A 14,218-nucleotide genomic window follows, 5' to 3' on the forward strand; every position below is an offset into this window, starting at 1 on the left:
TCCTTTAATGCGTACTTGAAGCTGGTTTATTTGAATGAGAAGGAGCAGATTTACTCTCCTTTGTCTCTTTACGTTTCTGCGGTCTTTCTGATAATTGCATGAGAAGCTGCGAAAACAGCCCTGTCGCTGCAAGTAACATAATGGTTGCAATGATAATGACGCCGACTACTTGCACACCTACTTCTTGCATGACACCTAGTGATTGAATGACTGAGATTCCAGAGGGAACAAATAGAAAGCTAATGAGTCCTGTCAATGATGTTCCTAATTGCTCCACCTGCTCCAGTTTAACGATTTTCGTTGTTAACAAAACAAATAATAGAACCAAACCAATGACGGATGCGGGCATCGGAATCGGTAAATACATTGAAATGAGATTAGAAACAAACATTACGGTTGCAAAAATAAATGCTTGAGATAGAAATCCATATACTTTCGTGGCACTCATGCCGCTTCACCTCTTTCTTCGACTGCCCTCAGTATAAGGCATGAAATAAACGAATGAAGCGTTTACAATAAAACTCGCTGGATTCAATGACTGAAATGCAAAAAACGAGTATTGAAATACAAACAAAAAAAGCCCTCCTACTCTAGCAGGAGTGACTTCTTTAATTCTTTGGCATATGTGCGGCTGACAGGAATGATAGACCCGTCTGTCATATGCAGATTATACGTCGAATTAAACCACGGCTGTACTTCTTTCATATGAGAGATATTCACGATATAGCTGCGATGAACCCTCATAAAGTAAGCCTCAGGAAGTTTCTTTTCTATGACCACAAGCGGTTCTGTGACCTCATACATGTGATCCTTTGTTTTCACGACCTTTTTCCCCTCGCTGAGTCCAACATACATGATCTCTTCAACTTGCAGGATCACAATTGAGTCATCGACTGAGATGGCTAATTTTTGCTGGCGGGGCGCTTTCTCATCTGACAGCTGGTGCTCTTGCGTCTCAACAGATTTCCACTTTTTAAACTTTTGAATGGTCTGGAGCAGCCGCTCTTCATCAAATGGTTTTGTTAAGTAATCAAGGGCACTTACCTCAAACGCCTTCAGCGCATATTGATCAAAGGCTGTCGCAAATACAACCGCTGGCGGATCAGACATCCGGTTGAGCCTTTTGGCAATATCAAATCCGTTCTCACCAGATAAATCAATGTCTAAAAAGAGCAGATCCGGCTTATGATCGACCATCCGGTCAAAAGCAGATTCTATATTTTCTGCTTCCTGTATTTGAACATCCTCTTTCGTTCTTCGTAATAAGTATTTTAATTCATCTCTTGCTAACACTTCATCATCTACGATTAATACTTTCATCAACGAGAATCATCCTTTTTTACATAGTCCATCGGAATGCGAAATGAGATGTCAGTGCCTTTGTCACTATGAATGGATAAAGCGGCTTGTCTGCCAAAAATCCCTCTTAACCGCTGATCTAAATTAAAAAGGGCTGTCCCTGTTCCTTCTAGTGATTCGACAGGCGCTTTTAATAGCTGAGCCATCTTGTCATCATCGATCCCTTGTCCATTATCTGTCACTTTCATATAAACATGCCCATCTTTCATCAAAGCAGATACGATGACTTCACAATTCTTTTGATGTTTAGGAAAAGCATGTCTCACTGCGTTTTCAACAAGCACCTGAAGCACAAAGGGCGGAATCATCACCTGCTCCAGCTCCTTTTCGATTTGAAAGGTCACATGGTATCTATTTGGAAACCTTGCTTGTTCGAGTGATAAATATGCCTCCACATGCTGAATCTCCTTCTGCATTGGAATCAGCAGCTGGCGGGCGCCTTGCATATTTGAACGGAAATAAATACTTAGCTGAAGCAGCAGCTTCCTTGCCATCTCCACATTGGTTCTGCATAAAACAGAGATGGTATTAATAGCGTTAAATAAAAAGTGCGGGTTCACTTGTGCTTGAAGTGCTTTGATCTCTGCATCTTTTAAGAGGCGGCTTTGAGTTTCCGCCTCCCCCAGCTCAAGCTGTGTGGAAAACAGCATCGCCAAACCTTCTGCAAGCTCCTCTTCCACCCTGCTTAATCCGACCGGAGAATTGAAATACATTTTTAACGTTCCAATCGTTTGACCGTTAGAAGTGAGCGGCAGCACGATTGCCGCTTCAAGAGGGCAATGGGCAACTGAACAATTGATCTCGCCCTTCGAATGTGCCTTCATAATTTTGCCGCTCATCAAGACTTGTTTGGACAGCCCTGTAATCAGGCTCTTAGATGGAATATGATGATCTTTTCCATCTCCGACATGCGCTAAAATCTTTTCTGTGTCTGTTAAGGAGACTGCATCTGTTTCAGTCAACCGATGAATGATCTCCGCCACACTTTTACATGACTGTTCATTTAACCCTTGGCGGAAAAAAGGCAGTGTTTGATCGGCGATCGAAAATACTCGATGTGTCTGCATCGCTTTTGCCTGCTCTTCTTGCCGAATGACTGACTGTAAAATAGATAAAAAGATAAAGCTGCCGATTCCATTTACGAAGATCATCGGCAAAGCGATGATACTGACAAGCCCCCATGCATCCGCAAATGGCCTTGCAAACAGAAGGATAATGATCATCTGTAATGATTCCATCGCTACACCAAAAAGAGCTGCTTGGCGAGGTGTGACCATTCGATTTCTCCGCTTAAATCTGCTGCCGACATAGCCTGCAATGACACCCGCTAAAATGGAAGAAATCGCACAGCTGAGCGCGGTGCTTCCTCCTAGGGTATAGCGATGGATTCCAGCTAAAAGCCCTGCACCAATCCCTACAAACGGCCCCCCGATCAAGCCACCCATTTCGATCCCCATAATTCTCGTATTGGCGATAGAGCTGGACGAGCCAAGATGATAAGAAAACTCATGATTCATGACAATTTGCTGCTGGATTTCAATTCCTGTGTAATTGCTGATAATACTAAAAGAAGCAAAAATGAAGACTAGGATTGCCTTTTTCCTAAATCCTTGATTATGTAGCAATAGATTGCGAAAGCCCTTCACATGGGCAAGCACAAATCCTAAAATAACGATGATCCCCACACGCTCGATCATCATGATAATTAAATGAAGCAAACCGGCCACCTCAAATGATGTATGTCATATCTACTGTCTTTCTATTCTATCATGTGCGGTCAATGATCAAAGATCTCTCAAATCTTTTCTTTATTGGCCCCTTCTTCTATTGTAAAATGAACTTGAGCCTGTCACTTGCAGTTGAAGGTAACACATACATAACAAGGGAGAAGATCATGAAAGCCGTATTTTTCGATTTAGATGATACTTTGCTTTGGGACGAAAAAAGCATTCATACAACTTTTCAAGAAACTTGCCGGGAAGCGGAAAAGAAATATGGACTTGATCCAGAATCGTTTGAACAGATTGTACGTGAAGAAGCAAGAAAGCTGTACTCTTCCTATGAAACATATGATTATACTGTCATGATCGGCATTAATCCTTTCGAAGGACTGTGGTCCAATTTTAGTGAACCGATTAGCGAAGGCTTTCAAAAGCTGAACGCCATTGCACCAGAGTATCGTAAAAACGCTTGGACCAACGGCTTAAAGACAGCGGGAATTGACGATGAGGCATTTGGACAATATTTGGCTGATTTCTTTGCAGCAGAACGCAGAAAACGCCCATATGTCTATGAAGAAACATACCCTGTTTTAAACCGCCTGAAAGGCAGCTACGAATTGCTCCTTTTAACAAACGGAGATCCTAGCCTTCAAAAGGAGAAACTGGCAGGTGTTCCTGAGCTTGCACCTTATTTTAACGAAATCGTGATTTCAGGAGATTACGGGAAAGGCAAACCTGACCCGGGTATCTTTGAGCACTGCCTTCAGCTGTTAAACTTAACAAAAGACGAAGTGATCATGGTTGGAGATAATCCGAAAACAGATATTCTCGGCGCATCTCGCGTTGGCATCCAAACCGTTTGGATCAATCGCCATGGCAAGAAAAATGAAACAGATGTGACGCCTGATTATGAAATCAAAGACTTACATGAATTGTTTGATATATTAAAATAGAACAAAAAAACACCCTTCTCCTGACGAGATTGGGTGTTTTTGTATTTTTAGAGCTATATGATTGCCGCTAGACTTTGCGCTTGCCGGTCTAAGCCGCGTGCTGCTTCTCCTACAACGATGAATTCCTCACTTGCCTGCTTTACAAGATCCCGGTTTGTAAACACGGTTGTCTTTGCCCGGCTTGTTCCGCTGCTGACTTTCTCTACTTCTGAATGGATCGCCTTCACATATTGATCTACCTTGACGATCGCTTCTTTTGAATTTGTCGCAAGCTTTCGAATCTCTGCTGCCACTACACTAAAGCCATTTCCATAGGAACCCGCATGTGCCGCTTCTATTGCTGCATTTAAGGCGAGCAGCTGGGTTTGTGAAGAAATGCTGTTGATGGTTGCCGCAATGGAGCTGATGGACTCTACCTGCTCCGTTAATCCTTTTAACAAGCTCATATTTTGATCGGTTTCGTTTGCTATATGATCAAAGGAGGCATTGACACTTTGACTATGCTGAATGCCAATTTCTGCTCGTTCCATTAATTTCGCAGACATCTCCTTTAGGTCTTCTACGACTTGCTTCATTGTATGTTCTCTCTCCGTAATATCTGTTGCCACTTTCACAATACCCACTACAGTTCCTTCTTCATCTTGAACAGGTGAATATGTCGCTTCAAGCCATAAGCTGCTGCCGTTTTTTGTGATCCGCTGCACTTTTTCCTGAAAGACTTGACCTTCTCTCAAACGCTTCCAAAACATGTGATAGCTCGTGTGTTCTATAATATGTGGAGGACCGAACTGTCTATGTTTAAGACCGATCATCTCTTCTTTAGAATATCCCATGGCTTTTGCAAAAATATCGTTCACCCATAGAACTTCACCTGTCACATTAAATTCAATCATTGCCAGCGAGTGCTCTAATGCACGAAGAACAGCTGATTGCTCCAATACATGTGACGATAAATTGTTTGTTGTTTGCATCATCGCTTTCATTCCCCCAATTTGTCTCGAACCAATAGTACATACTTACCCTTACTTTTGTACTATCTAAACGTCTCTTTTTAGGAATTGGATCACTAGTGGAGGTGTTCTCCAAAAAGAAAAAGCCAGTGATCTAAAGAGAATCACTGGCTGTGCTTATTATTTCTTTGCTTCTGCTACTGCATGTTTCACAAAGGCTTCAAGATCCATTGTTTCTGAATCTTGTTCCCCGTATTTTCTTACATTGACAGCGCCATTTTCTGCTTCTTGATCTCCGACGACAAGCATGTACGGAATCTTTTGCATTTGCGCTTCTCTAATTTTGTAACCAATTTTTTCATCGCGGCTGTCAAGCTCTACACGAAGACCTTCAAGCTGCAAACGTTCTTGTACTTTTTTCGCATAGTCTAAATGAACAGACGGTGAAACTGGGATGACTTGGAATTGTACAGGTGCCAGCCATGTTGGAAGGGCTCCTTTGTATTCTTCAATTAAGAAGGCAACGAAGCGTTCCATTGTAGAAACAACGCCTCTATGAATCACGACTGGACGATGGTGCTTTCCATCTTCTCCGATATATGTGAGATCAAAGCGTTCTGGAAGTAAGAAATCAAGCTGTACAGTGGATAATGTCTCTTCTTTTCCAAGAGCTGTCTTCACTTGTACATCAAGCTTCGGCCCATAAAATGCCGCTTCGCCTTCTGCTTCATAGTAGTCGTGACCAAGCTCGTCCATTGCATCTTTCAGCATCGATTGTGCTTTATTCCACATCGCATCGTCATCGAAATACTTCTCAGTATCTTCTGGATCACGATAAGACAAGCGGAATGTGTAGTCATTCAAGCCAAAGTCTTGATACACTTCTTCAATTAAACGAACTGTACGGATGAACTCGTCTTTGATTTGATCTGGACGAACAAAGATGTGTGCATCGTTTAATGTCATACCGCGAACACGCTGAAGGCCGGATAAGGCACCTGACATTTCATAGCGGTGCATTGTACCAAGCTCTGCAATACGAATTGGCAATTCGCGATAGCTGTGCGGCTCGTTTTTGTAAATCATCATATGGTGCGGACAGTTCATCGGACGAAGAACAAGATCTTCGTTGTCCATTTCCATTACCGGGAACATGTCTTCTTGATAATGCGCCCAGTGTCCTGATGTTTTATACAATTCAACACTTGCAAGAACTGGTGTGTACACATGTTCATAGCCAAGACGCACTTCTTTATCGACAATGTAACGCTCAATGACGCGGCGGATTGTAGCGCCTTTTGGCAGCCAAAGCGGAAGTCCTTGACCAACCTTTTGGGAATTCGCAAACAGTTTCAGCTCTTTTCCAAGCTTACGGTGATCGCGTTCTTTCGCTTCTTCCAGCAGACGTAAGTGTTCATTTAAATCTTCTTTGCTGAAGAAAGCTGTTCCGTAAATACGCTGAAGCATTTGGTTGTTACTGTCACCTCTCCAGTATGCACCGGCAAGGCTTAACAGTTTAAATTCTTTGATTTTCCCTGTAGACGGCAAGTGAATCCCGCGGCAGAGGTCAAAGAATTCACCCTGCTCATAAATCGTCACAGCTTCACCTTCTGGAATCGCCTCTAACAGCTCAAGCTTCAATTCATCACCAATCGCTTCAAAGCGCTTTTTCGCTTCTTCTCTTGATACTTCAATTCGCTCAATTGGCAAATTGCTGTTAATGATTTTCTTCATTTCTTTTTCAATCTTTGGTAAGTCTTCAGGTGTGATGGCAACATCGATGTCTACATCGTAGTAGAAGCCATTTTCGATGACAGGACCTACGCCAAACTGAACGTGATGCTCTTTTCCATACAGACGTTTGATCGCCTGCGCTAGCAAATGAGCTGTGCTGTGGCGCATAATGTCGAGTGCTTCTTCACTTTTATCTGTGATGATCTCGATTGTTCCACTTTCTAATAGCGGCGTACGCAGATCTATTTCTTTACCGTTCAATTTACCGGCAAGTGCTTTTTTCTTTAGGCCCGGGCTAATTGATGCCGCGATGTCTTCTGTTGTAGCTGTTTTGTCAAACTCCTTGACTGCTCCATCTGGAAATGTAAGTTGAATTTGTTCTGACATCTCTGGTCACTCCTTTTTTTGGCAATATAAAAACCCCGCCCCCCTGGAAAGGGACGAGGTTGAATAAACGGAATCGTGGTTCCACCCTTTTTCCCGTATTTGCAGCTTGCTTTTTCATAAGCAAATACGGCTTGCGGTTCGATAACGGGAATTCCCGTCAGCCATTACTAAAATTTCACAGCTGATGTTCAAAGGTGGTAAAGCAAATGGTCCTCTGCTAGGAAGCTTTCAGCCGCGGCTTCCCTCTCTTTAAGCGGGTGTTCATTTGTTCATGTCCTTATCAATACGGTCTCTGTATGAAGTTACACCGTATTATAAAACGTTTTTTCGTGAAAATCAAGAAAGCTTTTCACTTTTCTTGTTGAAATGAGCATGTACAAATTGAACATTCTGCTCTTGGAATGAATGAGACGGGAACACCTCGACCCTTTCTTGAAAAATATTTTGAATGGTTTGCACCATCGAGTGACCTGTATCATTTGTAAATAGGTCAATTTTTTGCGGTGCAATGGAGACAAGCGGTGCAATCAGCTGCGAATCAATATACATTGGATGCTCTCTTACAAATTGTCTGTCTATGTATTGTTTTTGATCACGCTCAGAAGCGTAGCGAAATTCCCAAATCACCAGGCGGTCCTGATGCACAACATGTACTTTTTCGAGCCTAGGCTCTCTTGCCATCACATAGTCTCGAAGCGATTGAATGAAATTTTGATACTCCTGCTCCATTTTGTATTCTTCAATGGACACTTCAACATAGTTCTTCAGCCTTCGGTCATACTCTGACAACCTAAATGTCATAAATGAACCAATTGAAAAAACGCCTTGCTGTAAAGAAATCGCTTCAAGCTCCTTTTTTAAAAGGGCTTCTCTTGACGGGTCTCGCTGAATGCCGGGAATATCATCTAAATCCCCGTTCATGATACTGTGAGCGATGGAAAGAATTTGGTGCTGCTCTTCAGGATCTTTAAACAAATAGGTGTTTTCAAGGATGCTGCGCATGCGCTCATTTTCTTTGCATTCCAAAAAAAAGTGAACCAATAATGGCCGCACAATGTGCTCAAGTGCTTCTTCGGATTCCTTCGCCTCTATGAGAAGCCGGTCTTTCCCTTGTTGAATTGACATGTGATGCCGACTGTCTAAGTGTTCAGCAAGATGTAAAAAAGCGGCGGTATCATATTCATCTTCAAAGATTATTTCAAGCATGTTTGTCCCCCCTAACGACATCTGTTACATATATATGGGGGGAACATAAAAAATAGACGCCTAAAATAAATCAGGCATCTTTCTTTTTAAAATGAGTGGAACAGAGATAAAGATCAAATAAATCAAACAAACAACCACTAAGGCGGCATAATTGCCGCTGACAAAGCTTGAGCCGAGAACATTTAACGCAATTGTACCCGGTATTAAGCCTAAAAAGGTGGCTGTCACAAATGCACGATAATTTGCACGTGAAGCAGCTGCCGCATAGCTGACAAAATCAAAGTGAATAGGTGCAATACGCAATAACAAAATATAAAGAAATCCATGCTCCTGAATGCGGGACGTCACCGCTTTCAGCTTTCGGCTGTTTGATTCCGTTTCCTTCTTTTTCGCACGAAAGGTTGAAGCAATCATGAAAGAGCCTGTTGCCCCGGCTGTCGCTCCAATGAGGGCATAAATCGTCCCAAGGACACTGCCGAATGCCAAACCTGCCGCCAAAGAAAAGACCGTAATTGGGACGAGAACAAACGGGCGGAAAAGAGATAAGAAAAGAAAAACAAAGGGAGCCAGCATCCCAAATTGAAGCACCCAATTCTTCACATCTTTCGGCGCCAGCTGAAGATGCTGTTTATTCAGCCACCACAGCGCAGCAGCAAGAATGCCAATCCCAAGAAAAAGCAGCCATTTTCTTTTGTTCATTTCATTTGCTCCTCCTTCAGGTGACATACGCTTTTATAAATGACGGCGGTTTTCTCCTTCGAGCAACACTGGCTCTGCTAAATAGAGAATCCGTTCCATTAAACGAGCGGCTTTGACCTCTTCTTTTTCTCCCCGCTGTGAGTACGTAAAGTGATGCTTCAGCTCGTTTGGTGAGAAATTAGAAGAGAAAAATGTCGGCAGCTGCTCTGCCATACGGTATTGTAAGATCGTACCGAGCAGTTCATCCCGCACCCAGCTTGTCATCGATTCTGCCCCAATATCATCAAGCATTAAAATAGGAGTGGACTTGACCATATTCAGCTTTTCTTCTAGCGTATGATCGGCTAATGAATTTTTTAACTCTCTTACAAATTCAGGCACGTAAACAAGGAGAGATGGGTATTCTTTCTCCGCTAGCTGCTGCGCAATAGCTGCCAGTATATACGTTTTTCCTACTCCAAACTTTCCGTGTAAATACAAGCCTTTTCCTTTTCCAGTCTCATCATAGCTTTGGAGGAATTGACCTACTTTTTGAATGACCTCTTGTCTCCCCACAACGTTCAGATCAGCGAACGTCGCTTGAAGGACATTTTGCGGAATATACATGCTTTTCATCAGCTCTTGCTGTTTCTTCTGTCTATCGAGCCGCAGCTTGACTGGGCAAGGAGAATATTCAATATCAATACTCTGACCTTTGATCACAAGCTTCGGGTGATACCCATCTAAAATCGCATTAACGTTTTCGTCATCTAAGCAGTAAGAGCAGCCCTTCGACTGCTGCACATATTCAAAGAGCCGGTTCAAGCTGCGATTGATCATGTCTTCATGTATCTCTTCTTGATGCTTCTGTAAAAAAGCCTTCACATCTTCATCAGATAACACACTTTCTTTAATCTGATTGTATCTCACGCGAAAATCTACTCGTCCTTTTAGCTGTTCAAATGAACGACCGATCGGTTTCATCCCATCTCACCTCACCTTAATGTGCATTGTACTTTTTCATATTTTTAAACTGATCTAACAGTTTTTCTTTTTCTCGTTCGAGGTCTTCTGTAGACAGATTGTCCGTTTGCTCTTTTGCCGGCTGTTCTTTTGTTTCGGTTTCTTTCATCCAGTCAGGCAGTTTCTCTTCCCGGACAACTTTTCCTGTACCATATGGGCTGCGCTGCTTTTTCTGCTGCGCCCACTCTGTCATTTGTCTGTTCTCTTCTTTGGCAATTTTCATGGCCGCTGCTACGGTTTTGATTTTCTTTCTCACCCAATGAGCGGCGATTTTTTGCATATATGTTTTTGACAGCTTCATATCTGTTTTGAGTAATGTATAGTAGATGAGAACATTCATGACACCTGGCTCTAGCTGCTGCTCGAGCATGATATCTTCGACAATTCTTAAGTCGGCATACGTTGGCTCAATACCATCTGCCATGTCTTTTAGCAGCTCCCTAGGCGAAATATGATCCAGCTTTTCAATCAATTTTGCATCTGGAGTATCTGCCGCCTGCGTCTTTGAAGCATCTTGGCGCAAGTGTCTTGGCTGTTTTTGATCAATCAGCTTTGGCTGTTCGCCTCTGTATTCAATTTGGTACCAGTCTCTTGCTGCTTTTCTCAGCTCTTCTGTTGAGATCATTTGATCCGAACCGCATGCACCTGCTACAATATTTTGCATTTGAAGCGGGGTGATGCCGTATACAACAGCTAACTTCTTAATTGTTTCTTTTACCTGCTTTGTCAAAGCCTTTCTTGGAATCATCATGTCAGACATACCCGCTAATAATAGATCGAAATCAAAGGATTCGTCCGAGAGCGGTGCCGGCTGACTCGATCCAACGGTCACATATTCATAGCCTTCATCTAGCGATGACGCCTGATGAATTTCTTCTGTCATCTTGCGCTCGCCTGGCTGCAATACGTGAAACACTTCTTCAAACGACCGTGAAATATTCTTTGCTTCTGCAGGAACACCCGGATAAGAGAAATAATTACGCAGCTGCATATATTTTGCTTTCTCTACACGATGGTACAGCAGGACATTCAGCATACCATCTTGGAAAAATTCATCTGGTCTTAGCGGCGGTACAAGCTCATATGTAAACAGTCTGCCTTCTTCCGTTTCCTGTTCATATGTGCGGAGTAAGCCGATCGCTTCAAGCTTTAAACGTTCCTCAAAAATATCATTTAAATTCGTTTGCAGCATGACCATGAGCTGCCGATGAGGTGCAGGTTTCCCCCACATACGATTTTGTTCCAGCTCTCCCCACAGCGTCATGTATAAGCTGAAAGCGGACATGCCAATAAGCGGCTGATATAAAAGAGTGATGAGCTGTCTATCGATGTCACCGAGCAATGAAGCGCTTTTGACGACATACGGATCGACGGCTAGCACTTCCTTCCAATGCTCTGTCATATGCTGATCCTCCCCATGAATTGCGATTGTTTCCATTGTACACTCTTTTTGCGTTTTACGCTTTACGCAGGAAAAAGAGCATGAAGAATCTCCAGCTCTTTTTAGCGTTCTTTCTTTAATAGGTCTTTTAATTCATCAATAAAGACATTAATGTCTTTAAACTGCCGGTAAACCGAGGCAAACCTGACGTAAGACACTTCATCAATTTTCGCCAGCTCGTCCATGACCATTTCACCTACAAGCTCGCTTTTCACTTCTGACATGCCTTGATTGCGCAGTTCTTTTTCAATATTAAAGCAGACATCCTCCAGCTGCTTTAAAGCGACAGGACGCTTTTCACACGCTTTGATGAGTCCTCTCAGCATTTTTTCGCGGCTGAATTCTTCTCGAATCCCTTCTTTTTTCACCACAATCAGCGGTAATTCTTCTAATTTTTCAAACGTCGTAAAGCGATATTGGCAGCTTTCGCACTCTCTTCTACGACGGATGGATTTCCCTTCATCTACTGGTCTTGAATCAAGCACCCTTGTGCCAAGGTGCTGACATGTGGGACATTTCATTTCATCAGCTCCGATCTATTCTTGGAAGTTGTTTGTCTAGTTCATCATAAAGGGACAGAACGGTCTTTTGACTATAGCCGAAATCTGTTGGCAGGGCCGTTTCTGTTGTTACATTAAAATCGACAGCTGTTTCAAAAGGACGAATTGAAATGACAGTCGCCACGAGAAAGGCTTTTTTCGGCAATCGTATGTTTGCGCTGATTTCACCTCGTTCTGCTGAAACAGATGTCACTTGATAGGAATCGCTTTGGGAAAGAATGGTTTCCACCGCTTGAAAAACTTGTGCATTCGTCGATTTGTAGTAATGGCTTTTCAGTTCTGACACTGGATGCTCGTCAGATGTTTCTGTATGGTTTGACATGAACCGTTTAAACTTTTGTCTTAAAGTCATACACGTATCCCCTTTGCCATAATGCCTCTTTCTTTATTTTATAAAAAAAACCTTTGTTTTCCTAGAACAAAAGTATAGACAAGCTGGGGAATGTTGGATTTTTTATCAAAAAAATATAAAAAGGAGCATAACACAAAGGCATTCAATGCTTTTGGCCAGCTCCCATTGCAATCTTTTTTATGTTTACAGTGCTTTGGCTTGTGCCTGTTTTACTTGTACAGGTCCCATGCCTCGAGGAATTTCGATGTTTTCTCTTGTTTCAGCACCTAATTCATCTCCGATATGATCTGCTGCAATATTCGGATCTAGGTCACCGCAAGTATAAACATCTATGCTCGCATAACCATGTTCAGGAAAGCTGTGAATTGTCAGATGAGATTCAGAAATAATGACAACTCCACTTACTCCTTGAGGTGCAAATTTGTGAAAAGCAACCTCTCTTACCTCAGCTCCTGATTTCAAAGCTGCATTTACAAACGTTTTTTCAATAAAATCCATGTCGTTCAGTTTATCACAGTCGCATCCCCATAGCTCGGAGATAACGTGACGTCCGATTGTTTCCATCATGGACCCCCCTTTAAACAAGAATGAAAGAGTGAAGTTCTAAGCAGCCGGACCGGACATATACCACGGGGGAAAGTTAGTCCTAAGAGGTCCTAACCCTTTAAGTATACCCGAATGAGTCTGCGAACAAGAAGTTCACGAAAAATAGTATACTTTGTTTAGACCCATTTTGCAAGCTGTGTTTTTAGTGGGATTTTCTCTCATTTCTTGAAAAGGGACGATCGTCTTCTTCATTTCAAACAGCAGACAGCTCTTTCATCTGTGCGCCGACAAACTTTACAAGGTCAACCACTCGGCATGAATAACCCCATTCATTGTCATACCATGCAAGAACTTTCACTTTTCTCCCTTCCATTACCATCGTTGTCAGTCCATCAACGACTGCTGAATAAGGGTTTGTGTTAAAGTCCGTAGAGACAAGCGGCTCATCTGTGTAATCTAAAATACCGGCAAGAGATGTTTTAGATGCATTCGAGAAGGCTGCATTGACTTCTTCTGCTGTGACATCTTTTTTCAAGTCAACGACAAGATCAACCATCGACACATTGGAAACTGGTACGCGGAGTGCAAGTCCGTGTAATTTCCCTTTCATGTGCGGAAGCACTAAAGAAAGCGCTTTAGCGGCACCCGTCGTAGTTGGAATAATGGACTGAGCACATGCTCTTGCCCGGCGCAGATCCTTATGCGGGTTATCGATATTTTTTTGATCATTTGTATAAGCATGAACCGTTGTCATTAAACCATTGTCGATGCCAAATTCATCATCTAACAGTTTCACAACTGGTGCTAAACAGTTTGTTGTACAAGATGCGTTTGAAATAATGACGTGCTTTTCAGGATCAAGATCATCCTCATTGACACCCATCACAATCGTAATGTCTTCATTTTTACCTGGAGCTGTTAGAACGACTTTTTTCGCTCCGGCATCTATATGGCCCATCGCTTGATCTTTTGAATTAAATTTACCTGTTGCTTCAATGACGATATCAATCCCAAGCTCTCCCCATGGAAGCTGCTTCGGGTCTCTATTATTAAGCAAAAGAACTCTTTTGCCATTCACAATCAAGGCGTCATCTTCTGCTGTCACATCACATTCGTAACGTCCATGATTTGTGTCATATTTAATTAAATGTGCTAGCGTTTCGGCAGGATAGCTTGCGTTCACCGCTACAATTTGAATTTGATCATCAAGCATTGCTTTTCTGAAGACCATGCGTCCAATTCTGCCAAACCCATTGATCGCTGCTTTTACCTTCATGAACAGGTCACTCCTCTATTATGTGTTATACT

The 14,218-nt window shown here is 42.5% G+C and carries 14 protein-coding genes and 1 other annotated feature; of the genes, 1 reads left to right on the plus strand and 13 read right to left on the minus strand.

The window, feature by feature from the left end; genetic code table 11:
* Positions 1-4: 4 nt before the first annotated feature.
* The 3 genes from lrgA to MHH65_RS13290 form a co-directional block, all read right to left on the minus strand.
* On the minus strand, positions 5-448 hold the full coding sequence (gene lrgA, locus MHH65_RS13280; RefSeq protein ID WP_024425718.1) for an antiholin-like murein hydrolase modulator LrgA: 444 nt from the start codon (positions 446-448) through the stop codon (positions 5-7).
* 137 nt (positions 449-585) lie between these two features.
* Positions 586-1,323, minus strand: coding sequence for a LytTR family transcriptional regulator DNA-binding domain-containing protein (locus MHH65_RS13285; RefSeq protein ID WP_268414155.1), 738 nt, complete (start codon positions 1,321-1,323; stop codon positions 586-588).
* A complete protein-coding gene (locus MHH65_RS13290; protein WP_342497874.1) occupies positions 1,320-3,077 on the minus strand; it encodes a sensor histidine kinase in 1,758 nt (585 codons plus the stop codon). Before MHH65_RS13290 ends, MHH65_RS13285 begins: the two co-directional genes overlap by 4 nt.
* Positions 3,078-3,253: 176 nt before the next feature.
* On the opposite strand from MHH65_RS13290, the gene MHH65_RS13295 reads away from it, so the two are divergent.
* On the plus strand, positions 3,254-4,033 hold the full coding sequence (locus tag MHH65_RS13295; protein ID WP_024426132.1) for an HAD family hydrolase: 780 nt from the start codon (positions 3,254-3,256) through the stop codon (positions 4,031-4,033).
* 53 nt (positions 4,034-4,086) lie between these two features.
* On the opposite strand, the gene MHH65_RS13300 is transcribed toward MHH65_RS13295, so the two are convergent.
* The 10 genes from MHH65_RS13300 to MHH65_RS13345 all read right to left on the minus strand — a co-directional run bounded on the left by MHH65_RS13300 (position 4,087) and on the right by MHH65_RS13345 (position 14,186).
* Positions 4,087-5,007 carry a methyl-accepting chemotaxis protein gene (locus MHH65_RS13300; RefSeq protein WP_342497875.1) on the minus strand — a complete coding sequence of 307 codons (921 nt, stop codon included), beginning with the start codon at positions 5,005-5,007 and terminating at the stop codon, positions 4,087-4,089.
* 156 nt (positions 5,008-5,163) lie between these two features.
* A complete protein-coding gene (thrS, locus tag MHH65_RS13305; RefSeq protein ID WP_024426134.1) occupies positions 5,164-7,104 on the minus strand; it encodes a threonine--tRNA ligase in 1,941 nt (646 codons plus the stop codon).
* A gap of 46 nt (positions 7,105-7,150) precedes the next feature.
* Positions 7,151-7,397, minus strand: a binding site (T-box leader).
* A gap of 43 nt (positions 7,398-7,440) precedes the next feature.
* Entirely contained in the window at positions 7,441-8,310 is an 870-nt protein-coding gene (gene ytxC / locus MHH65_RS13310) for a putative sporulation protein YtxC (protein WP_268414163.1), read from the minus strand.
* 60 nt (positions 8,311-8,370) lie between these two features.
* Positions 8,371-9,009 (minus strand): TVP38/TMEM64 family protein, encoded by a 639-nt coding sequence (locus tag MHH65_RS13315; RefSeq protein ID WP_025092250.1) that lies wholly within the window; start codon positions 9,007-9,009, stop codon positions 8,371-8,373.
* A 33-nt stretch (positions 9,010-9,042) separates the two neighbouring features.
* Positions 9,043-9,972: a primosomal protein DnaI gene (gene dnaI, locus MHH65_RS13320; RefSeq protein WP_024425710.1), complete on the minus strand. Its 930-nt coding sequence runs from the start codon at positions 9,970-9,972 to the stop codon at positions 9,043-9,045.
* A gap of 16 nt (positions 9,973-9,988) precedes the next feature.
* Positions 9,989-11,413, minus strand: a complete 1,425-nt coding sequence (locus MHH65_RS13325; RefSeq protein WP_268414283.1) for a replication initiation and membrane attachment family protein — start codon at positions 11,411-11,413, stop codon at positions 9,989-9,991.
* Between the two features lie 101 nt (positions 11,414-11,514).
* Positions 11,515-11,973, minus strand: a complete 459-nt coding sequence (gene nrdR, locus MHH65_RS13330; protein WP_003216720.1) for a transcriptional regulator NrdR — start codon at positions 11,971-11,973, stop codon at positions 11,515-11,517.
* A 4-nt stretch (positions 11,974-11,977) separates the two neighbouring features.
* Positions 11,978-12,364, minus strand: coding sequence for a hypothetical protein (locus MHH65_RS13335; RefSeq protein ID WP_061109456.1), 387 nt, complete (start codon positions 12,362-12,364; stop codon positions 11,978-11,980).
* Positions 12,365-12,547: 183 nt separating this feature from the next.
* Positions 12,548-12,928, minus strand: a complete 381-nt coding sequence (speD, locus tag MHH65_RS13340; RefSeq protein WP_003216492.1) for an adenosylmethionine decarboxylase — start codon at positions 12,926-12,928, stop codon at positions 12,548-12,550.
* Between the two features lie 235 nt (positions 12,929-13,163).
* Complete coding sequence (locus tag MHH65_RS13345; RefSeq protein WP_024425707.1) at positions 13,164-14,186, minus strand: glyceraldehyde-3-phosphate dehydrogenase; 1,023 nt, start codon at positions 14,184-14,186, stop codon at positions 13,164-13,166.
* Between the last annotated feature and the right edge of the window lie 32 nt (positions 14,187-14,218).

Origin of the sequence: Bacillus sp. FSL L8-0654 (assembly GCF_038629965.1) — a bacterium.
Lineage (GTDB): Bacteria > Bacillota > Bacilli > Bacillales > Bacillaceae > Bacillus > Bacillus safensis.